This is a genomic window from Saccharopolyspora sp. NPDC049426 (genome assembly GCF_040676935.1).
Taxonomy (GTDB): Bacteria; Actinomycetota; Actinomycetes; order Mycobacteriales; family Pseudonocardiaceae; genus Saccharopolyspora.
Window position 1 is genome coordinate 112,020 of sequence record NZ_JBFAPZ010000007.1, and the last position, 19,235, is coordinate 131,254.

The window sequence follows — 19,235 nt, forward strand, 5'->3', positions numbered from 1 at the left end:
GCCACCCGCTCCTTCGTGACCGTCGAGGAATCCGCAGGCCCTCCAGCAGCATTTCCGGGGCCGTACGCGTTACCCTGCGACAGTGAGTGAGGAAACGATCCGACTCGAACTCGATGACTCCGGCGTCTCCGTGGATCTCCCCAAGCCCCCTGGTCCTCACGACCAGGTTCAGGGCGTTCCCTACCGGCCGGTCGAGTTCCGTGACGACGACCTACCGGCGGCTTTGGAACGATCCGCCAAGTGGCTTCGCGAGGCCCAGAACTGGCTCGGCGAACCGATCGATGTGATCGCGGTTCATCTCGATTACGACGATCGAGACGGCGCCCCGTACTACGACCTGAAGTTGATGTGCAACGAGGAGGACCTGGCAGGCGCACCGATCGCGATGCGCAGACTGCGAAGCGACTCCGTCGGCTGACCGTCTCTGAAGATCCTTCTCGAATCAACGCGATGGCCCGGCCGGCCTGTCCGGCCGGGCCGCTCTTCTAGAAACTCGAACGACGGCCCTTCCACTGGTCGCGGCCCTGGTGGGCGCGCACGGCGCCGTCGAGCAGGAGCACGCCGAACAGCGTCCCGCTGATCGGTGCCAGCGGCGCGAGCTCGGGGTTCGCCCGCATGAACCTCGCCGTCCCGGCGTGGGCGGCGCCCTGCGCGGCGCAGCCGACGAGCCCGAGCGCGGTCAGCACGGGCCGGCGTCCGCGCCCCACCAGCACCGACAGCGGCGCGGCCAGCGACATCGCGATCTGGCCGAGGCCGATGGCCGCCAGCACCGGTGCCGAGCCCTTGGTGCCCGCCACGAAGCTCTTCCGGAACGACGCCCAGCCCTGCTCGAAGGGGTCCATCCCGCTGGTGCGCAGGTGGTCGAGGCCGTCGACGGTGCGCGTGGTGCCGCCGTGGTCGCGCACGGCGGTGGCGATCGCGACGTCCTCGTTGCGGATCGCGGCGAACGCGGCCCAGCCGCCGACCTTCTCGTAGTGCGAGCGGCGCACCAGGATGCAGTGGCCGATGGCGAACGCCTTGCGACCCCGGCCGTCCGGTGAGGCGTTCTCGCCGATGAGCTGCAACCCGGGCGGCATCAGCAGCGGCCAGGTCGCCGAGCGGTCCGCAGGCGGGCCGCCAGGGGTGGAGACGAGGTCGGCCTCGATGGCGTCGGCCGTGGCCAGCAGGCGGCTGAGCAGATCGGGCGCGGCGACCGTGTCGGCGTCGAGGAACAGCAGCCACTCACCGGCCTCCGGCGGACCGGCGGCCTCCACGCCGACGTGCATCGCGTGCACCTTGCCGCCCCAGCCGGGCGGCGGCGAGTCCACCCGCACCGGCACCACGCGCGGGTCGCGCCGGGCGAACTCGCGGGCGATCTCGCCGGTGGCGTCGGTGGAGCCGTCGTCGACCACGAGCACCCGCAGCAGCGCTTCGTGCTGGGCGTCGTGGGTCTGCGACACGATCGAGTTCAGGCAGTCGGCGAGGACAGCGGCTTCGTTGCGGGCGGGGACGACAACGGTGACCTTCGGCGGCGCGACCTCACCCGATCGGGGTTCTCGCAGCGACGCGATGGCGCGCGTCTGGCGGATCGTGCGCACGCTGCGGATCAACACCCCCACGGCGACCGCACCGAGCACCAACGACCAGCGGTTCGTGTGTCTTCGCGGTGAAACCACGAACTCAGCGTGCCACGGAAGGGGCAAACGGGTGCTGATCAAATGCCCTAATTGGCGCTGAACTTCGCGTTGCGCCCACGCTCCTACGGGGTGTGGCGAACGGGTCGTGGGGTCAGACGGCCCCGTACTCGCGGTCCCCGGCATCGCCGAGGCCGGGGACGATGAAGCCCGATTCGTTGAGCCGGTTATCGATGCTCGCCGTCACCACGTTCACCGGCAGGCCGGCCTCTTCGAGGCGCCGGACGCCCTCGGGCGCGGCGAGGGTGCAGATGGCGGTGACGTCGGTGGCGCCGCGCTCGACCAGCAGCTCGATGGTGTGCACCATCGAACCGCCGGTGGCCAGCATCGGGTCCAGCACCAGCACCGGGATGCCGGTGAGGTCCGCGGGCAGCGACTCCAGGTACGGGGTGGGCTGCAGGGTCTCCTCGTCCCGGGCGAGCCCGACGAAGCCCATCTGCGCCTCCGGGATCAACCGGTGCGCCTGGTCGGCCATGCCCAGCCCGGCCCGCAGCACCGGGACCAGCAGCGGCGGGTTCGCGATCCGGTAGCCGGTGGTCTTGGCCACGGGCGTGTGGATGGGCTCTTCCGCCAGTTGGGCATCGCGCGTCGCTTCGTAGATGAGCATCAGCGTGAGCTCTTGCAGCGCCGCGCGGAAGGCGGCGCTGTTGGTGCGCGCATCGCGCATCGTCGACAACCGCGACTTCGCCAGGGGGTGGTCCACGACCCGAACGTCCATGACGGACAACCGTAACGGCCGCTTTCCACCCCCGGCGTACCGACTTGCGCGAACGTGTCTCCGATCGCACGTCTACGGGTGCAGGACGACCTTCGTGTAGCCCTCGATGCGCTGATCGAACTTGCTGTAGGCATCAGGGGCGTCGTCCAGCGACAGCTCGTGGGAGACGACGAAGCTCGGCTTCGCCCGACCCGAGATGATCATGTCGCGCAACTGGCGGTTGTAGCGCTTGACGTTGCACTGGCCGGTGCCGATGACCTGGCCCTTCTCGAACATCCTCCCGACCGACACCAGCAGCCTGCCCTTCTTGGCCTCCTCCGACGGGCCGCCCGGATCCGCGGGCACGTAGAGGCCGGGCACGCCGAGACGCCCGGTCGGGCGCACGGTTTCGATCAGCGAGTTGAGCACGATGGCGGGTTCTTCCTTGGACGCGTCGCCGACCTGGGCCTGGTAGCCGACGGCGTCGACGCCCTTGTCGGTCCCCTCGCCGTCGGTGCTTTCCTTGATCATCTGAACCGGATCGCCCTGCGAGAAGTCGATCGGGATCGCACCCATCTCCTCGGCCTTGGCCAACCGCTCCGCGACGCGGTCCACGCAGAACACACGGGACGCGCCCCGCAGCAGCGCGGAGTAGGCGGCCATCAGGCCCACCGGCCCCGCCCCGTACACCGCGACGGTCTCGCCCGGCGACACCTGCGCGAGCTCGCACCCGTGGTAGCCGGTCGGGAAGATGTCGGCCAGCAGCACGAAGTCGGTCTCGTGCTCGCTGCCGGAGGGCAGCTTCAGGCAGTTGAAGTCGGCGTGCGGGACCCGCAGGTACTCGGCCTGCCCACCGGTGTAGGGCCCCATCGCGACGTAGCCGTAGGCCCCGCCCGCGAACCCGGGGTTCACGGTCAGGCAGAAGCCGGTGTTGCCCGCCATGCAGTTCTTGCAGAACCCGCAGGCGACGTTGAACGGCATCACCACCCGGTCACCCTTGCTCAGGCCGACGACGCCCTCGCCGAGCTCCTCGACGACGCCCATGTTCTCGTGCCCGAACACGATTCCCGGCTCAGCGGCCGTGCGCCCCTCGTACATGTGCAGGTCCGAACCGCAGATCGCGGTCGAGGTCACCCGCACGATCACGTCGCTGGGATGCTGGATCCTCGGACTCTCCACCTCATTCACAGCAACCCGGTAAGGCTCTTGGTACACGACGGCCTTCATCTCAGACCTCCAGAACACATGCGTGACCGCTCATGGCCCCAGGGGACTACCCATCTCCGGCCGAGCGCACTCCCACGGCCGGAGGACTTCAGCGGGAATCGCCCCGGGGCGGGTGGAGGCGGTCGCGTGTCGCGGTGGCGGTCAGCCAGCAGGTGTCGCACGTCGGGGACAGCCAGTCGATCGCGGTCGGTTTGCCCAGGTTGATCGTCTCGCCGCAGAGGGTTTCGCGGACCTGGCCAGGGTGCGGCGGTTCCGCGGGGTGCAGGGCGTGGCGGAGGCCGCCGCTAGAGTCGAATTTATGAGTGACGGCAATAAGTACGTCTTATCCGACGCTGCTTGGCGGAAGTCGTCACGCAGCTCGGACAACTCCTACTGCGTCGAAGTCGCGGTCACCGACGAGGTGGTCGGGGTGCGCGACACCAAGGACCGCGAGAGCGGCACCCTCGCCTTCAGCCGTGAGCGGTGGAACGACTTCCTCTCCGGCCTCCGCAACCAGCAACACCACCCCGTGACCCCGTAACGCCTCGGTCACCTCACCCGGAATACCGCAGTAATCAGGTACCTGATTACTGCGGTATTCCGGCACCCGATTACTGCGGTATTCCGGGGCATCCTGGCACCGGGGGTTCGGTGTGGGGTCTCGGGTTGGTGGCGGCGCCTGGCTCTTCGGGGCGTTGGCTGGGTTGAGCCAGGTGTGGTTATGGCGGCGGGTGGCCGGGAGCAGGGTTTACGGGTCATGGGCGAATTGGCGTGAACGCTCCATCCGGACGCCCACCCCAGGTCTGGACCTAGACTGCCGGGCATGGCATGGACGCCGTTCGATCTTGACGACGCCGTGCGGGATGACCGGTCGCTGCGCCGGTTCCTGCACGGTCTTCCTGGCGTCGACCAGGTGGGGCTGGAGCAGCGGGCCGCCGGGCTGGGCACCCGGAGCATCAAGAAGAACTCCAAGATGCAGGCCATCGACACCGCGATCTCCATGGTCGACCTGACGACCCTGGAAGGCGCCGACACCGAGGGCAAGGTCCGGGCGCTGTGCGCCAAGGCTCGGCGGCCCGACCCCGGGCAGGACGGGGTTCCGCGGGTCGCAGCCGTGTGCGTGTACTCCGACCTGGCCGCCACCGCCGTCGCCGAGCTCGACGGGTCCGGGATCCACGTGGCCTCGGTGGCCACCTCGTTCCCCTCCGGGCGGGCCGCGCGGGCCGTGAAACTGGCCGACGTGGAGCACGCCGTGGCCGCCGGAGCCGACGAGATCGACATGGTCATCGATCGGGGCGCGTTCCTGGCCGGGCGCTACGGGCAGGTCTTCGACGAGATCAAGGCCGTCAAGGCCACCTGCGGCAGCGCGCACCTCAAGGTCATCCTGGAGACCGGCGAGCTGGCGACCTACGACAACGTGCGCCGGGCGTCGTGGCTGGCGCTGCTGGCCGGAGGTGACTTCATCAAGACCTCCACCGGCAAGGTCTCCCCCGCCGCGACGCTGCCGGTCACGCACCTGATGCTGCAGGCCGTGCGCGACTGGCGGGACACCATCGGTGAGCTGCGCGGTGTCAAACCCGCGGGCGGCATCCGCAACACCAAGGACGCGATCCGGTACCTGGTGGCGGTGCACGAGGTCGCCGGGCCCGAGTGGCTCACCCCCGACCTGTTCCGGTTCGGCGCGTCCAGCCTGCTCAACGATCTGCTCATGCAGCGGCGAACCCAGCTCGAAGGCCACTACAGCGGCCCCGATTACGTGGCGGTGGACTGATGACCAGCCCTTGGGAGTACGCGCCCGCGCCGGAGTCGCGCGAGCTCGCCGACCTCAAGCCGAACTACCGGATGTTCGTCGACGGCGAGTTCGTCGACGGCGGCGGGCAGACCATCAAGACCGTCAACCCGGCGACCGAGGAAACCCTCGCCGAGGTGTCCTCGGCCGACACCGGCGACGTGGACCGGGCGGTCGCCGCCGCGCGCCGCGCCCACGACCAGGTGTGGTCGAAGCTGCCGGGCAAGGAGCGGGCGAAGCACCTGTTCCGGATCGCGCGGCTCATCCAGGAGCGCTCCCGCGAGCTGGCGGTGCTGGAGACGCTGGACAACGGCAAGCCCATCAAGGAATCCCGCGACGTCGACGTCCCCACCGCCGCAGCGCACTTCTTCCACCACGCCGGCTGGGCCGACAAGCTCGACCACGCCGGTTTCGGGCCCAACCCGAAACCGCTGGGCGTGGCCGGACAGGTGATCCCGTGGAACTTCCCGCTGCTGATGCTGGCGTGGAAGATCGCGCCGGCGCTGGCCTGCGGCAACACCGTGGTGCTCAAGCCCGCCGAGACGACGCCGCTGAGCGCGCTGGTGTTCGCCGACCTCTGCCACCAGGCCGGGCTGCCGGCGGGCGTGGTCAACATCGTGCCGGGCGCCGGTGACATCGGGGCCGCGCTGGTGGCGCACTCGGACGTGGACAAGGTGGCCTTCACCGGCTCGACCGAGGTCGGCAAGCAGATCCAGCGGACCGTGGCCGGGACCGGCAAGAAGCTGACGCTGGAGCTGGGCGGCAAGGCCGCCAACATCGTCTTCGACGACGCGCCCCTGGACCAGACCGTCGAGGGCATCGTCAACGGCATCTTCTTCAACCAGGGCCACGTGTGCTGCGCGGGTTCCCGGCTGCTGGTGCAGGAGACCGTGGCCGAAGAACTGCTGGAGAAGCTGCGCGCGCGGGTGAGCACGCTGCGCGTGGGTGACCCGCTGGACAAGAACACCGACGTCGGCGCCATCAACTCCGCCGAGCAGCTCAGCAAGATCACCGAGCTCGTCGAGGGCGGTTCCGCCGAAGGTGCCCAGCGCTGGAGCAGCCCTTGCGAGCTGCCGGAACGCGGTTTCTTCTTCGCGCCGACGGTGTTCTCCGGGGTGCAGCAGTCGATGCGGATCGCCCGCGAGGAGATCTTCGGTCCCGTCCTGTCGGTGCTGACGTTCCGCACGCCCGACGAGGCGATCGCCAAGGCCAACAACACGCCCTACGGGCTGTCGGCCGGGATCTGGACCGAGAAGGGCTCGCGGATCCTGTGGGCGGCGCAGAAGCTGCGCGCGGGCGTGGTGTGGGCGAACACGTTCAACCGGTTCGACCCGACCGCGCCCTTCGGCGGCTACCGCGAATCCGGGTTCGGCCGCGAGGGCGGCCGGGCTGGTTTGGAGGCGTACCTCGATGTCTGACGTTGCCGGCCGGCTGGCCGTCGCCAAGACCTACAAGCTCTACATCGGTGGCGCGTTCCCGCGCTCCGAATCCGGACGGGTGTTCGCCGTGACCTCTGCGGACGGGGAGTTCCAGGCCAACGTCGCGCACGCCTCCCGCAAGGACGTGCGCGACGCCGTCGCCGCCGCCCGCAAGGCGTTCGGCGGCTGGTCCGGTGCCACCGCCTACAACCGGGGCCAGGTGCTGTTCCGCATCGCCGAGGTGATGGAGGGGCGGCGCGAGCAGTTCGCCGCCGAGGTCTCCACCGCCGAAGGCATCTCGCGGGAAGCCGCTTTGTCCACCGTGGACACCTCGGTGGATCGCCTGGTCTGGTACGCGGGCTGGACCGACAAGATCGCGATGGTGCTCGGCGCGTCGAACCCGGTTGCGGGCCCGTACTTCTCGTTCAGCACGCCCGAACCGACCGGGGTCGTGGGCGTGCTGGCGCCGCAGGAGTCCTCGCTGCTGGGGCTGGTCAGCGTGATCGCTCCGGTGATCGCCGCGGGCAACACCTGCGTGGTCGTGACCTCCGGGGAGCGGCCGCTGCCCGCGATCACGCTCGCGGAAGTGCTGGCCACCTCGGACGTTCCGGGCGGGGTGGTCAACGTGCTGACCGGCCGGGCCGCCGAGCTCGGCCCGTGGCTGGCCTCCCACGCCGACGTCGACGCGCTGGACCCGACCGGGGCCTCCCACGAGCTGCGCGTCGAGCTCGCGCGCTCGGCCGCGGACACCGTCAAGCGGGTGCTGCCGGTCCGCGGTGAACCCGACTGGACCGGCGAACCCGATCTGCAGCGCCTGCGCGCCTTCACCGAGATCAAGACCGTGTGGCACCCCGCGGGAACCTGAGGCCACTTCGCGTTCGGGTGGACGACGTCAGTGCTTGTTCGGGTAGCGGACCCGACCTCGGCGGATGGAGTGCGCGAGCATCGCGAACATGCCGACGAGGAAGACGACGCCGAGGGTGAGGATCAACCAGCTCGGGGCGGTGACGACCGGAGTCTCGTCGTCGAGGTGCTTGTTGCAGATCACCTGGGCGCCCAAGCCCGCGATCAGCGCGACGACGGCCCCACCGGCGTAGAGCTTGTTGTTCGCGGAGGCCGTGCGAGCGAGGTAGACCAGCAGGGCCACGACGACGACCGCCACCAGGAGGAGCGGCTGCGCCACGACATCGCGCAGCGTGTAGACCACCCCCGCCTCGTCCAGGGCGAGCCCGTCGCCGAAGAAGGTCTGGCCGAACAGGGCCAGCGTCGCGACGGCGACGAAGGTGAGCACGATGCCGCCGGTGGAGCGCTTGCCGGTGGCCGGGTCGAGCTGCGCGGCGACCTGCCGCGCGTAGTCGCGCGGCTTGCCGAACGCGTCCACCGGGTCCTCACCGGTCTCGGCCACGTGCGCCTCGACCTCGGCGAGCACCTCGCCCACGCGCTCACCGGATACCTCGTGGAAGCGCAGCGCCTTGTGCAGGTCATCGGTGTACTTGTCCAGCGTCATCATGCTCGCACCCCTCGTTCCACAACGGCGATCGAGTTCCGGGCGAACTCGACCCACTTCGGTCCCATCTCCGCCAGCGCGGCGCGGCCCTGATCGGTCAGGGAGAAGAACTTCCGGCCGGGGCCGCCTTCGCCCGCCCGCCACTCCGCCTGCAGCAGGCCGTCGGCGGCCAGCCGATTGAGCAGCGGGTAGAGCGTCCCGGCTTTCATGTCCGGCAGTCCGGCCTCGGCCAACCGCTGCAGCAGCGTGTAGCCGTAGCCCTCTCCGCCTTCGGCCAGCAGCGCCAGCACCGCGAGGTCGAGCACCCCGCGCAGCCATTGCGTCTGCCTGGCCGTCGTCCGTTCCGCCATGACTACAACGTAACACCGACTAGTGTGCGACACCAACTAGTAGGTCGGAGAAAATCCCCACCGGAACTCCGATGGGGATCTGATCAGCGGATTTGCCAGTCCAGACGGCCGTCCTCGGTCACAGTCGGGTAGCTGTGCCCGGCGGGGACGCCGTCGGTCAGCGCTCGGTGCACGTCGGCGAGCATCGCCGTGATGCCCTGCCACTCCGGCCGCAGCACCTGCGCGTGCTCCTGCTCCCACTCCAGCACGCACCCGCGCAACGGCCCCGGCCGCAGGTCGACCACCAGCTCATCGGCGAAACCATCACCGGCGATCGGGATCCACGACGGGTGGAAGCTCGATCCCGGCGATCCCGCGTAGTAGTCGCAGGCCGGTCGGTCCCACTGCGCCGTCCAGGTCTTGCGGTGATCGCGCCACGCCGACAACGCCTGGTGCGCGCCGTAAGGCGTGTAGAACGGCGGCAGGACGTCGGCCAGCACATCGCCCTCGGTACCACCGCAGCAGATCCACAGCGCTCGCAACTCGTCCGGCAGTGCAACGGAGAACTCGCCCTCGAGCTCGACGAAGTCAGGTTCCTGGACTGGCGGACGCAGAGCGGCTGCCGTGACCGGCGCATGTCGCCCGAGCCAGTGCGCGATCTGACTCCACAGCTCCGTGACATCCATTCTGATCATGGTCTCCGGCTGCGCAGTGGGGCGGTACCGCCAAAGGGGACTTCGGAGACGAACGGTGAAGGCGCTGGACCGAACAGCGGATCCGGGTAGCCCTCAAGTTCGAGAAGCGACAGGGGATCGTTACCAACTGTTCCGTCGGCCGTTGCAATGATCGAACCAGATACGGTGACACCGGACCAGGGCACAAGCCGTCCACGGCCAACCCGTAGGCTTCCGCGGGGTCTGGTTCTGGTGACCGGAGGTAGAGAGATGGCGCAGGACATCGTCCCCATCGAGCTCGGGCTGCCGCAGGGAGACGTCGTCACCCTGTGGGCACCGCACTGGCGCGAAGATGGTGAGGAATGGGAAGCGTTCCTCGGGTACGGGGATGACCTCTACGGCTTCCCCGATCCCGCGCGGCTGGCCGCGTTCGTGCGCACAGCACGGGAACACGACCTCGACGACCACCCGGCGTGGCACGTGGTGCCCGCGCTGTCGGCCGTCGAGCTCAGCCCCGACGAGGACCACCAGTTCGACCTGGTCGGCGTCCCGGAGCTGGTGGCGGAGCCGCTGGACACCTGGACCGTCGCCGAACTCGCCGACATCGTCGAGATCGCCCGGTCGCTGGCCGAGGTGTGCGAGCTCGACGCCGTGGACGAGGTCCTCGACTCGGCCGACGGCTTCTCCCTGCTCAACCAGGGCATGCTGGCCTTCAACGGCCGCGACGGGCAGAAGCGCTGGAACGAGCTGTGCAAGGTCGTCGTGGAGCGCTGGGACGAGGTGCTCGACGCCATCGACTCCGTCGTGACCACCCCCGAGGTGCCCGCGGACGCCGTCGCCACCGCCGAGACCGAGCTCGCCGAGGCGACCGAGACCTACTCCGACGAGGACAGCACCGCCGCCTCGGCCTCCGATGTGGACGAGATCGAAGAGGTCGAACTCGGCTTCTGGGGCGAGATCGGCATCGATCCCATCCAGATCGTCACCAGCGACAGCGAGCTCTACACGCTGCGCTGCTACCTCGGCGACGACCCGGTCTTCCTCGGCGACGACGGCAAGATCGACGTGTTCACCTCGCGGCGCGCGCTCGCCCGCTTCCTGGCCGACGACGAAGCCGTCGAGAGCACCGATCTGGCGCGGGTGGCCACCTGGCAGCGCCTGCGCGACGCGGCCACCGGCGGCGAGCTGGAGGTCGAGGTCGAGTCGGACAACACCTACGTGCTGGCCGGTCTGGACACCGACCTCGGCGAAGGCCCGTCCGAAGTGGACCCCACCCAGCTGGACCTGGCCGAGGAGCTGCTGCTCGACGCAGCGGCCTGGGCCGGCGACGACAGCGCCGAGAACGCCCTGCAGCCCTCGGAACGACTGGGCTGGCTGGTGTCGTTCATCCTGCGCCCGAGCCCGAACCGGATGCCTCCGAGCCCGCCGTTCGACGCCGAGGTCCAGACTTGGCGCAAGCTCATGGCCGATCTCGAAGACCGCTTCCGCAAGCACTGACCCGGCTCACGCGGCCGAGGTCAGCTCCGGTGCCGCGAGGCACTGCTCGTAGGCCTGGCGGAGTCCTTTCCGCGCCCGGTAGACCAGGGCCGCCGCGCTGTTGCGACTGATGTTGTAGCGGCGGCCCAGGTCCGACGGCGTCTGGTTCTCCACCTCGACCGACCACAGGACCTGGCGCCAGCGCGCGGGCAGGCGGGCGAACGCCTCGCTCACGCAGGTCTTCTCGAACTCCCCGATGGCCGACTCGGTGAACTGCACCGGATCCTCCGGCTCGCAGAACTCGTCGATGTCGGCCGCCAGGAGCGTTCGGCGCGACTTGGCGTTGACGCCTGCGGCGAGGTTGCGGATCGTGGTGAGCAGGTACGCGCGGAACGCCCGCTCCGGCCCGCTCCCCCTGCGCAGCACGTCGAGGATCTTGGCGAACGCCTCCGAAACGAGGTCGTCGGCGTCGGCCGGAACCGCAGCGACCTGCAGAGCCATGGTGCGCGCTGCTGTTCTGTGCCGGGCGTAGAGCTCTGCGAACGCGATCATCGATCCCGTTCGGACCTCGTGCAGCAACGTCCCATCGTCGCCCGCTGACATCGGGTCAACCCCTCACTGGCTGCTTGCGCAAAATTTTCGCGTTTCGCGGGAGAGGTTGACAAGGCGCCGATTTTCAGATGGTGATCACGGATTCGGTCAGTTCCAGCAGGCCCGATCGCCTGCCAGCGCGAGAGCTCGGGAGATCTCGTCGGCCGCGGCGCTGAGCGGACGCACGTAGTCGCCGGTGCTGGCGAGCTGGTGGGCCGGGAACGAGATCGCGAGCGTCACCGGCGAGGTCGCGCTCTGAACGCGAGCGGCCAGGCAGGCCGTGCCCAGCGAGTACTCCCCGGTGTCGGCGACCAGCTCCGATGACGGGCGCTCCACCAGTTCGCGCACACCGGTGATGGTGCGCGGGGTGAGGTCTTCCGGCGGGTGCCTGCGGAAGTGGTCGGCGCGTTCGTCCTTGCTGAGCCCGGCCAGCAGGCACTTGCCGACCGCGGTGGCGTGCGCGGCCTGCCGGAAGTCCACCCACGCGTCGACCCTGGGTGTGCGCGGGCTGTCCACGATCTCGTCGACCTGGACCTCGCCGTCCTGGTAGCGGGCGAGGTAGATCGCCGCGTTGAGGTCTTCGCGGAGTTCGGCCATCACGCCGCGGATCTTGGCGCGCAGTTGCTGCGCCTGCGCGGAGTCGTGCAGACCGGTCACCTGCTCACCGACGATGAACGCGCCGTCGTCGAGCTTGACCAGGTAGCCCTCGTGGACGAGGGTCCGCAGCAGGTGGTAGGTCGTCGACAGCGCGAGTCCGGTGCTGCGGGCCAGGCACTTCGCCGTGATCCCGCCGGGGTGCTCGCCGACGACTTCCAGCAGCCGGAGCGCGCGCTGGACCGACGCGATCAACGTGGGTTCGCTGGTCCTGCTCACCTGCGCCTCCAGGACAGTGCGGCGACTCGAACCTGTGCTGGGCATCTCCGGCGGCACGACGGTGTGCCGCCGGAGACTGTGCAGCCTAGCGCCATCGCGTGTCCCGGTCAGGACAGCACGTCCGCGTACCTCGGTTTGATCTGCTCGTTGATGACCGCCAGCCGTTCGTCGAACCCGAGGAACGACGACTTCATGGCGTTCACCGTGAACCACTGGAACTCCTCCCAGCCGTAGCCGAAGGTCTCGTGCAGCGCGGCGAATTCGCTGGACATCGAGCAGTGGCTCATCAACCGGTTGTCGGTGTTGATCGTGACGCGGAAGCGCAACCGGGCCAGCAGGCCGATCGGGTGGTCGGCGAGCGAGGACACCGCGCCGGTCTGCAGGTTCGACGAGGGGCACATCTCCAGCGGGATGCGGCGGTCCCGCACGTAGGAGGCCAGCCGGCCCAGGTGCACCGTGCCGTCGTCGTCGACCTTGATGTCGTCGACGATCCGCACCCCGTGCCCGAGCCGTTCTGCGCCGCAGTGCTGAATGGCCTCCCAAATTGAAGGCAATCCGAACGCCTCACCTGCGTGAATGGTGAAGTGCGCGTTCTGCTGCCGCAGGTATTCGAAGGCGTCGAGGTTGCGGGTGGGCGGGAATCCCGCTTCCGGCCCGGCGATGTCGAAGCCGACGACCTGCGCGTCCCGGTACCGAATGGCGAGATTGGCGATTTCGGTGGATCGCGCGTTCTGCCGCATCGCGCACAGCAGCGTGCCGATCCGGATTCGTTTCCCGGCGGCCTCCGCGCGGCGTTCTCCCTCGCGGAAACCGTCCTGCACCGCCTGCACGATCTCGTCGAGGGTCAGGCCTCGCTCCTGGAAGAGCTCGGGCGCGTAGCGGACCTCCGCGTAGACCACGCCGTCGTCCGCCAGGTCCTCGGCGGCCTCGGCCGCGACGCGGAACAGGGCGTCGCTGGTCTGCATCACGCCCACGGTGTGCGCGAAGGTCTCCAGGTAGCGCTCCAGCGAGCCCGAGTCCGCGGCCGTCACGAACCAACGCGCGAGGTCATCGGCGTTGTCGTGGGGCAACCCGGGGTATCCGCCTTGGTGGGCGAGATCGAGGACGGTCTGCGGACGCAGCCCGCCGTCGAGGTGATCGTGCAGCAGCACCTTCGGCGCCTGCCGGATGTTTTCCAGGTTCACCGGTGTCGACATGCGACTACGTTACCCGCCTCGTTCCGGCGGCTCACACAGAGCCACCACGTGATCACCCCGTGGCTTCAGCGCTGTTCAGCGGGTGTCCACCACTGCGCCGATCGGGGTTCACAACCGATTGGCCGAGCGGTGCCTGCGAAAAAACTCACCCAGATGGATGCAGATGTCTTTCTTAGAGCATTCAGTTCTGGATGCTTGATGCGAATAGACCATCCGCTGAGGGCTGATCGGCCCCAATTGGCGGATGGGTGTCGCGGAATGTAACGGGGGGCGGCTATGAGCGCGAGAATGCAGTGGCTAGGCTTCTCAAGTCCTCACACCCCTCGACGAAGGACGCCCCTAGCCGTGACCGAGAACATGTCGTTCGACCGCATGCGCAACATGCTCACGCGTGCGGCTGAGATCCGCGAAAGCGAACAACAGCAGATTTTCGACGCACTCGACGAAATCCACGCCCGGCTCTCCCCGCTCGAGTCCCTGGGCTCGGTGCGCAAGCGCCTGTCCGAGCTGCCCGACCGCACCGAGGTCAGCGTGCTCGCGGAGCGGCTCGACGAGACGCTGGCGAAGCTGGAGGCGCACGACGGTGCGCTGCTGGACCTCAAGGGCGCCGTCGAGACCATTGTGGACAAGCTCGCCAAGCCCTTCGCCCAGCTCGACGGCCGCCTGGACGGCGTCGCGGGGCGGATGGACGGCGTCTCCGGCCGCATGGACGGCCTGGAGGACAAGCTCGGCCACATCCACAAGCGCATGGACGAGCTCGGCTCGCACCTGGACAAGCAGGACAGCCGCCTCGAAGCCCTCCCGGCGTCGGTCAACGACCCGGTGCGCGACCGCATCGACTCGCTGGAGACCAGCCTGCGCGGCCGGTTCGCCGAGATCGACGAGGGCGTGCACGAGCACCTCGACGGGACCCGCGAGGCCCTGCAGCGCGCGGTCTCCGACTCCGCGGGCACGACCCAGAAGGGCCTCAGCGAGGCCCAGAAGGAGCTCGCCGCTTCGCAGAAGGAGCTCGCGGAGGCAGTCTCCGGCTCGCGCGACCAGCTGGACTCCAAGCTGGACCACCTCGCCGAGCGCCCGGCCGTGGACCCGAGCGACAAGCTCAACGACCTGGCGCAGCGCCTGGAGGCGCTGACCGATCGGCTGGACCAGGTCTCCGGCCGCCTCACCCAGGTCGAGGACAACGTCAACACCCGCATCGACACCGTCGAGCAGGGCGTCAGCACCCGGCTGGACAACGTCGAGGAAGGCGTCAAGACCGGTCTGGGCGAGCTGGGCGGCACGCTGTCGCAGAACCTCTCGCAGCTGTCCGGCACGTTGTCCCAGCGTCCCGACGCCGACAAGCTCAACGCCCTGGTCCGCGAGGCCAACGAGGAGAGCGAGCAGCGGCACGCCGGTCAGCTGGACGAGGCCATGGCCACGTTCGCCGAGCTCATCCTCGGCGGCAGCGCCCAGTCGAGCCCGCCGCCGCCCACGACGCTGCCCCGTCAGCAGCGCCGCGGACGCTCGAAGAGCGCCAAGCGGGACAACGGCGAGAACAAGGCGATCGAAGGCGGCGACGAGGACTTCACGGCCGAGAGCGCCTGAGCCTCAGCCGGATGACCGGTCCGCGGTGACCTTGTCGAGGATCAGCGGTGTCGACTTCACGTCGGCACCGCTGATTTCATACGCGCCCTCGAGGGATTCGCGAACGGTGGCGAGGGTCTCGGGCCGATCCGTGCGAAGCTCCAGCAGGGGCTGGCCCTCGATGACCCGCTCACCCGGTTTGGCGAGGCAGAGGACGCCGGCGGCGTGGTCGACGGCGTCCTCCTTGCGGGCCCGGCCCGCTCCCAACCGCCACGCCGCGAGGCCGATGGCGTAGGCGTCGAGCCGGGTGAGCATGCCGGACGCCGGTGCGGTGACGGTGTCGACGTGCCGGGCCTGCGGGAGTTCCGCTTCGGGGTCTCCGCCTTGGGCGGAGATCATCCGGCACCAGACCTCGTGGGCGCGCCCGTCGGCCAGCACCTCCGCAGGGTCCACATCGGGCACTCCAGCGTGGTGCAGCATCTCGCGGGCCAGTTCGACGGTCAGCTCCACCACGTCCGGCGGCCCTCCGCCGCGCAGCACCTCGATGCTCTCGGCGACTTCCACGGCATTGCCGACCGCGCGGCCCAGCGGCACCGACATGTCGGTGATCAGTGCGCTGATCCGCAGCCCGTTGGCCGCGCCGATGTCCACCAGCGCGGCGGCGAGCTCCCTCCCCTGGTCGGGGGTCTTCATGAAGGCGCCCGAACCGCACTTGACGTCGAGGACCAGCGACTCCACGCCTTCGGCGATCTTCTTGCTCATGATCGAGCTCGCGATCAGCGGCACGGACTCGACCGTTCCCGTGACGTCGCGCAGGGCGTAGAGCTTGCGATCAGCCGGCGCCAAGCCCTCGGTCGCCGCGCAGATCACGGCGCCGACGTCGCGCAACCGGTCGCGGATCTCCGCAGCCGTCAGGCCCGCCCGCCAGCCGGGGATCGATTCCAGCTTGTCCAGCGTGCCCCCGGTGTGGCCCAGTCCTCTGCCCGAGAGCTGCGGGACCGCCGCGCCGCAGGCGGCGACCAGCGGTGTCAGCGGCAGAGTGATCTTGTCGCCCACTCCGCCCGTGGAGTGCTTGTCCACCGTTGGCCTGGGCAGGCCGCCGAGCGCGAGCGTTTCGCCGGAGGCGACCATCGCCGCGGTCCAGCGGGCGGTCTCCTCCGGAGACATGCCCCGCAGCAGCACGGCCATGGCCAGCGCCGCCATCTGCTCGTCGGCGACGTCGCCTCTGGTGTAGGCGTCGACGACCCAGTCGATCTGCTCGTCGCTGAGCCGCGACCCATCACGCTTCGCCCGGATCACGTCAACTGCGGAAAACACGACGGCACCTCCAGCACTCGCCTGCTCGCTCCACCCCCACCAATACAGAGGCGAAACCCACCCGCGGAAATGCGCATCCGGTCGAATGCACCTCGATCGAGTGATCTTCGCGTCGGTCATCGCACCACCCACGCCGGGGGCCCAGCCGGGGCGGGGTGAGGGGCATCGGTGGGTCAGAGTTCGAAGGCGTCCGGGAGGACCTGGCTCATCGGGAGGACTCCGCGCGGGGTGTCGACCAGGCAGTCGGGGCCGCCGAGCTCCTGCAGGACCTGGCGGCAGCGGCCGCAGGGCATGAGCAGGTCGCCGGTGCCGCTGCGGCAGGCGACGGCGACGAACCGGCCGCCTCCCGTGAGGTGCAGCTGACCGGCCATCGTGCACTCCGCGCACAACGTCACGCCGTAGGAGCCGTTCTCGACGTTGCAGCCGGTCACCACGCGTCCGTCGTCGCAGAGCGCCGCCGCACCGACCTGCAGCCCGGAGTACGGGCAGTAGGCCAGCGCGGCGGCCTCGACGGCCTTGGCGCGCAGGGATTCCCAGTCGATGTCGGTCACTGGTCGGCACCTCTCCGGTATTGCAGGCCGTTCGCCGCGGGTGGTCGCAGCTGCTGCGCGGCCACGCCCAGCACGACCAGCGTGACCAGGTGCGGGGTGTAGGCCGTGAGCTCCTCGGGCAGCTCGTCGGTGAACCAGTAGATCGAGTACATCACCGCGGCCGCCACCAGCGCGAGCCCTGCGGCGAACCGGTTGCGCCGCCAGATCTGCCACGCCGCGACCGCCACGAGCAGCAGCGCGGCCCCGTAGAACAGGGCGTGCACGCTGGTCTCGCCGCTGCGCAGCTGGAGACCGTCCGAGTAGCCGAACAGCGCGGCACCGCCGAGCAGGCCGCCCGGCCGCCAGTTGCCGAAGATCATGGCGGCGAGGCCGATGTAGCCGCGGTTGTTGGTCTGCCCTTCGAGGTACCCGGCCTGGCCCGGGTTGAGGATCAGGGCCGCACCGCCGATCCCGGCCAGCGCACCGGAGATGATCACCGCGATGTACTTGTACCGGTAGACGTTCACGCCGAGGGATTCGGCGGCCACCGGGTTCTCACCGCAGGACCGCAGCCGCAGCCCGAACGGAGAGCGCCACAGGATCAGGTAGCTCGCGGGGACCAGCAGGTAGGCCAGCATCGTCAGCGGCGAGACGCCCGAGACGAGACCGCCGAGGATGCCCGCGATGTCGGAGATCCCGACCCGCTGCAGGTCTTCCAGCTGCTGGAGCCAGCCGGCGAGGGGCTGCATCGAGTAGGTGTCGAACTTCGGCACCGGCGGTGACTGCCTCGGGTTCTGCGAGATCGGCTCGAAGATCAGCGTCGACAGGTACTTCGCCGCTCCGGCTCCGAGCAGGTTGATCGCCACGCCGGAGACGATGTGGTTCACGCCGAAGGAGACCGTGGCGATCGCGTGCAGCAGTCCGCCGAGCCCGCCGAACACGGCCGCCGCGATCAGACCCGCCAGCGGGCCCCACTGGTAGCCGGCCCAGGCGCCACCCCACGTGCCCATGATCATCATGCCTTCGAGGCCGATGTTGATCACGCCTGCGCGTTCCGCCCACAGGCCGCCGAGGGCGGCCAGCAGGATCGGGATGCCCAGGCGCACGGCGGCCTGCACGGTGCCCGAACCGGTCAGCTGCGGCACTCCGGTCTGGTAGGAGGTGATCGCCAGCGCGACGAACCCGACCACGACCCACAGCAGCACCCGCGCCCAGCCGGGCATCGTCCTCCCGCTGCGAGCGGAAGGCGTCCTCTCTGCCACCACGGTGGTCATGCCCGCTCACCTCCGCTCACCGCGACCGGTTCGGCGGTCTCCACGGCCTTGCCGACCCGCCGCTGCTCAGCGGCCAGTTCGCGGCGGCGCACCAGCTCGTAGGCGACCACCACCGCCAGCACGATGGTTCCCTGCAGGATGGTCACGATCTCCTTCGGAACGCCGATGTTGTCCAGCGTCAGCGAGCTCTTGTCCAGGAAGGACCACAGCAGCGCGCCGAACGCGACGCCGAGCGGGTGGTTGCGGCCCAGCAGTGCGATGGCCAGGCCGGCGAAGCCGTAGCCGGTCGGGAAGTTGACGGTGAAGGTGTGGTCGCGGCCGAGGATCTCCGGCAGCCCGGCCAGGCCCGCGATGGCCCCGGAGAGGAGCATCGCGGTCAGGATCATGCGCTTGGAGTTCACCCCGCCCGCGCGGGCCGCCGTCGGCGACAGCCCCGAAGCGCGCAGCTCGAAGCCGTAGCGCGTGCGGTCGACGAGCAGCGCGTAGCCGACACCGACCAGCACCGCCAGCAGCACCAGGCCGAACACCGTGCCCGCACCGCCCAGCGGGATGCCGGGCACCAGGCCGCTGCCGGGGATGATCGCGGTGCCCTGGCTGTTGCCGCGCATCTCGCCGAAGACCCGCACCAGGAAGGCGATCAGGCCGATGGACAGGGTGTTGAGCATGATCGTGGAGATCACCTCGGACACCCCGCGGTAGACCTTGAGCAGCGCGGCGATCCCGCACCACGCGGCACCGGTGACCGCACCGACCACCACGACCAGCGCGGCGTGCAGGCCGAACGGCAGGCTCACCGCGCCTGCCACGATCGCGGCGACGCACGCGGCGAGCCGGCACTGGCCCTCGATGCCGATGTTGAGCAGGTTCATCTGGAACCCGATCGCGGCGGCGATCGCCACCAGGTAGTACGCGCCCGCGGTGTTGATGATGTCGACGGCGGTCGTGCCACGACCGACCTGGGCGACCATCTCCAGCAACGTCGCGATCGGATCGGCCCCGGAGATCAGCAGCACCGCGCTGCACAGCACCGCGGAGAAGACGATCGCCAAGGCCGGCGGCAGCAACCGCGCCCGCCAGGTGTTCACGCCGCCTCCTGAGTCTTGCGGGCCGCACCCCGGTCGG

The 19,235-nt window shown here is 69.5% G+C and carries 21 protein-coding genes; 7 read left to right on the plus strand and 14 right to left on the minus strand.

The window, feature by feature from the left end; translation table 11 throughout:
* Positions 1-82 precede the first annotated feature (82 nt).
* On the plus strand, positions 83-418 hold the full coding sequence (locus AB0J78_RS16885; protein ID WP_132622630.1) for a hypothetical protein: 336 nt from the start codon (positions 83-85) through the stop codon (positions 416-418).
* 67 nt (positions 419-485) lie between these two features.
* Here the strand turns inward: AB0J78_RS16885 and AB0J78_RS16890 are convergent, their stop codons facing one another.
* The 4 genes from AB0J78_RS16890 to AB0J78_RS16905 form a co-directional block, all read right to left on the minus strand.
* The gene (locus AB0J78_RS16890) at positions 486-1,655 is read right to left on the minus strand and encodes a glycosyltransferase family 2 protein (RefSeq protein ID WP_363789890.1); all 1,170 of its coding nucleotides are present in this window, start codon (positions 1,653-1,655) and stop codon (positions 486-488) included.
* 112 nt (positions 1,656-1,767) lie between these two features.
* Positions 1,768-2,391, minus strand: a complete 624-nt coding sequence (upp, locus tag AB0J78_RS16895; RefSeq protein WP_363789893.1) for a uracil phosphoribosyltransferase — start codon at positions 2,389-2,391, stop codon at positions 1,768-1,770.
* Between the two features lie 72 nt (positions 2,392-2,463).
* Positions 2,464-3,597, minus strand: a complete 1,134-nt coding sequence (locus AB0J78_RS16900) for a glutathione-independent formaldehyde dehydrogenase (RefSeq protein WP_363789895.1) — start codon at positions 3,595-3,597, stop codon at positions 2,464-2,466.
* A gap of 88 nt (positions 3,598-3,685) precedes the next feature.
* A complete protein-coding gene (locus tag AB0J78_RS16905) occupies positions 3,686-3,910 on the minus strand; it encodes a zinc finger protein (RefSeq protein WP_363790431.1) in 225 nt (74 codons plus the stop codon).
* On the opposite strand from AB0J78_RS16905, the gene AB0J78_RS16910 reads away from it, so the two are divergent.
* The 4 genes from AB0J78_RS16910 to AB0J78_RS16925 all read left to right on the plus strand — a co-directional run bounded on the left by AB0J78_RS16910 (position 3,896) and on the right by AB0J78_RS16925 (position 7,648).
* Positions 3,896-4,117: a DUF397 domain-containing protein gene (locus AB0J78_RS16910; protein WP_363789897.1), complete on the plus strand. Its 222-nt coding sequence runs from the start codon at positions 3,896-3,898 to the stop codon at positions 4,115-4,117. The two genes, AB0J78_RS16905 and AB0J78_RS16910, sit on opposite strands and share 15 nt — an antisense overlap.
* 282 nt (positions 4,118-4,399) lie before the next feature.
* Positions 4,400-5,347, plus strand: a complete 948-nt coding sequence (deoC, locus tag AB0J78_RS16915; protein ID WP_363789900.1) for a deoxyribose-phosphate aldolase — start codon at positions 4,400-4,402, stop codon at positions 5,345-5,347.
* Positions 5,347-6,783 (plus strand): aldehyde dehydrogenase family protein, encoded by a 1,437-nt coding sequence (locus AB0J78_RS16920; RefSeq protein WP_363789902.1) that lies wholly within the window; start codon positions 5,347-5,349, stop codon positions 6,781-6,783. The genes deoC and AB0J78_RS16920 overlap by 1 nt, the downstream gene beginning before the upstream one ends.
* Entirely contained in the window at positions 6,776-7,648 is an 873-nt protein-coding gene (locus AB0J78_RS16925; RefSeq protein ID WP_363789904.1) for an aldehyde dehydrogenase family protein, read from the plus strand. Before AB0J78_RS16920 ends, AB0J78_RS16925 begins: the two co-directional genes overlap by 8 nt.
* 27 nt (positions 7,649-7,675) lie before the next feature.
* On the opposite strand, the gene AB0J78_RS16930 is transcribed toward AB0J78_RS16925, so the two are convergent.
* From AB0J78_RS16930 to AB0J78_RS16940, 3 genes are all read right to left on the minus strand, one after another.
* Positions 7,676-8,293, minus strand: a complete 618-nt coding sequence (locus AB0J78_RS16930) for a hypothetical protein (RefSeq protein WP_363789906.1) — start codon at positions 8,291-8,293, stop codon at positions 7,676-7,678.
* Positions 8,290-8,640 (minus strand): PadR family transcriptional regulator, encoded by a 351-nt coding sequence (locus AB0J78_RS16935; RefSeq protein ID WP_363789908.1) that lies wholly within the window; start codon positions 8,638-8,640, stop codon positions 8,290-8,292. The genes AB0J78_RS16930 and AB0J78_RS16935 overlap by 4 nt, the downstream gene beginning before the upstream one ends.
* An 83-nt stretch (positions 8,641-8,723) precedes the next feature.
* Positions 8,724-9,305 carry an SMI1/KNR4 family protein gene (locus AB0J78_RS16940; protein WP_363789910.1) on the minus strand — a complete coding sequence of 194 codons (582 nt, stop codon included), beginning with the start codon at positions 9,303-9,305 and terminating at the stop codon, positions 8,724-8,726.
* 258 nt (positions 9,306-9,563) lie between these two features.
* On the opposite strand from AB0J78_RS16940, the gene AB0J78_RS16945 reads away from it, so the two are divergent.
* The gene (locus tag AB0J78_RS16945; protein ID WP_363789912.1) at positions 9,564-10,790 is read left to right on the plus strand and encodes a primosomal protein; all 1,227 of its coding nucleotides are present in this window, start codon (positions 9,564-9,566) and stop codon (positions 10,788-10,790) included.
* A 6-nt stretch (positions 10,791-10,796) separates the two neighbouring features.
* On the opposite strand, the gene AB0J78_RS16950 is transcribed toward AB0J78_RS16945, so the two are convergent.
* The 3 genes from AB0J78_RS16950 to AB0J78_RS16960 form a co-directional block, all read right to left on the minus strand.
* Complete coding sequence (locus tag AB0J78_RS16950; RefSeq protein WP_363789914.1) at positions 10,797-11,372, minus strand: sigma-70 family RNA polymerase sigma factor; 576 nt, start codon at positions 11,370-11,372, stop codon at positions 10,797-10,799.
* A gap of 96 nt (positions 11,373-11,468) precedes the next feature.
* Positions 11,469-12,233 carry a helix-turn-helix domain-containing protein gene (locus AB0J78_RS16955; RefSeq protein ID WP_363789916.1) on the minus strand — a complete coding sequence of 255 codons (765 nt, stop codon included), beginning with the start codon at positions 12,231-12,233 and terminating at the stop codon, positions 11,469-11,471.
* Between the two features lie 107 nt (positions 12,234-12,340).
* A complete protein-coding gene (locus AB0J78_RS16960) occupies positions 12,341-13,429 on the minus strand; it encodes an adenosine deaminase (RefSeq protein ID WP_363789918.1) in 1,089 nt (362 codons plus the stop codon).
* 345 nt (positions 13,430-13,774) lie between these two features.
* On the opposite strand from AB0J78_RS16960, the gene AB0J78_RS16965 reads away from it, so the two are divergent.
* Complete coding sequence (locus AB0J78_RS16965) at positions 13,775-15,013, plus strand: hypothetical protein (RefSeq protein WP_363789920.1); 1,239 nt, start codon at positions 13,775-13,777, stop codon at positions 15,011-15,013.
* A 3-nt stretch (positions 15,014-15,016) separates the two neighbouring features.
* Here the strand turns inward: AB0J78_RS16965 and AB0J78_RS16970 are convergent, their stop codons facing one another.
* The 4 genes from AB0J78_RS16970 to AB0J78_RS16985 form a co-directional block, all read right to left on the minus strand.
* The gene (locus AB0J78_RS16970; protein WP_363789922.1) at positions 15,017-16,309 is read right to left on the minus strand and encodes a thymidine phosphorylase; all 1,293 of its coding nucleotides are present in this window, start codon (positions 16,307-16,309) and stop codon (positions 15,017-15,019) included.
* A 173-nt stretch (positions 16,310-16,482) separates the two neighbouring features.
* Positions 16,483-16,860, minus strand: a complete 378-nt coding sequence (locus AB0J78_RS16975) for a cytidine deaminase (RefSeq protein ID WP_363789924.1) — start codon at positions 16,858-16,860, stop codon at positions 16,483-16,485.
* Positions 16,857-18,113, minus strand: a complete 1,257-nt coding sequence (locus AB0J78_RS16980) for an ABC transporter permease (RefSeq protein ID WP_363789926.1) — start codon at positions 18,111-18,113, stop codon at positions 16,857-16,859. Before AB0J78_RS16980 ends, AB0J78_RS16975 begins: the two co-directional genes overlap by 4 nt.
* Positions 18,110-19,198, minus strand: a complete 1,089-nt coding sequence (locus tag AB0J78_RS16985; protein WP_363789928.1) for an ABC transporter permease — start codon at positions 19,196-19,198, stop codon at positions 18,110-18,112. The genes AB0J78_RS16980 and AB0J78_RS16985 overlap by 4 nt, the downstream gene beginning before the upstream one ends.
* Positions 19,199-19,235: the final 37 nt, after the last annotated feature.

Bases quoted from the DNA above. Each gene is read 5' to 3' on its own strand.
- upp (WP_363789893.1), bottom strand. From the start codon at position 2,391: ATGGACGTTCGGGTCGTGGACCACCCCCTGGCGAAGTCGCGGTTGTCG.
- AB0J78_RS16900 (WP_363789895.1), bottom strand. From the start codon at position 3,597: ATGAAGGCCGTCGTGTACCAAGAGCCTTACCGGGTTGCTGTGAATGAG.
- AB0J78_RS16910 (WP_363789897.1), top strand. From the start codon at position 3,896: ATGAGTGACGGCAATAAGTACGTCTTATCCGACGCTGCTTGGCGGAAG.
- deoC (WP_363789900.1), top strand. From the start codon at position 4,400: ATGGCATGGACGCCGTTCGATCTTGACGACGCCGTGCGGGATGACCGG.
- AB0J78_RS16920 (WP_363789902.1), top strand. From the start codon at position 5,347: ATGACCAGCCCTTGGGAGTACGCGCCCGCGCCGGAGTCGCGCGAGCTC.
- AB0J78_RS16925 (WP_363789904.1), top strand. From the start codon at position 6,776: ATGTCTGACGTTGCCGGCCGGCTGGCCGTCGCCAAGACCTACAAGCTC.
- AB0J78_RS16930 (WP_363789906.1), bottom strand. From the start codon at position 8,293: ATGATGACGCTGGACAAGTACACCGATGACCTGCACAAGGCGCTGCGC.
- AB0J78_RS16935 (WP_363789908.1), bottom strand. From the start codon at position 8,640: ATGGCGGAACGGACGACGGCCAGGCAGACGCAATGGCTGCGCGGGGTG.
- AB0J78_RS16940 (WP_363789910.1), bottom strand. From the start codon at position 9,305: ATGGATGTCACGGAGCTGTGGAGTCAGATCGCGCACTGGCTCGGGCGA.
- AB0J78_RS16945 (WP_363789912.1), top strand. From the start codon at position 9,564: ATGGCGCAGGACATCGTCCCCATCGAGCTCGGGCTGCCGCAGGGAGAC.
- AB0J78_RS16950 (WP_363789914.1), bottom strand. From the start codon at position 11,372: ATGTCAGCGGGCGACGATGGGACGTTGCTGCACGAGGTCCGAACGGGA.
- AB0J78_RS16960 (WP_363789918.1), bottom strand. From the start codon at position 13,429: ATGTCGACACCGGTGAACCTGGAAAACATCCGGCAGGCGCCGAAGGTG.
- AB0J78_RS16980 (WP_363789926.1), bottom strand. From the start codon at position 18,113: ATGACCACCGTGGTGGCAGAGAGGACGCCTTCCGCTCGCAGCGGGAGG.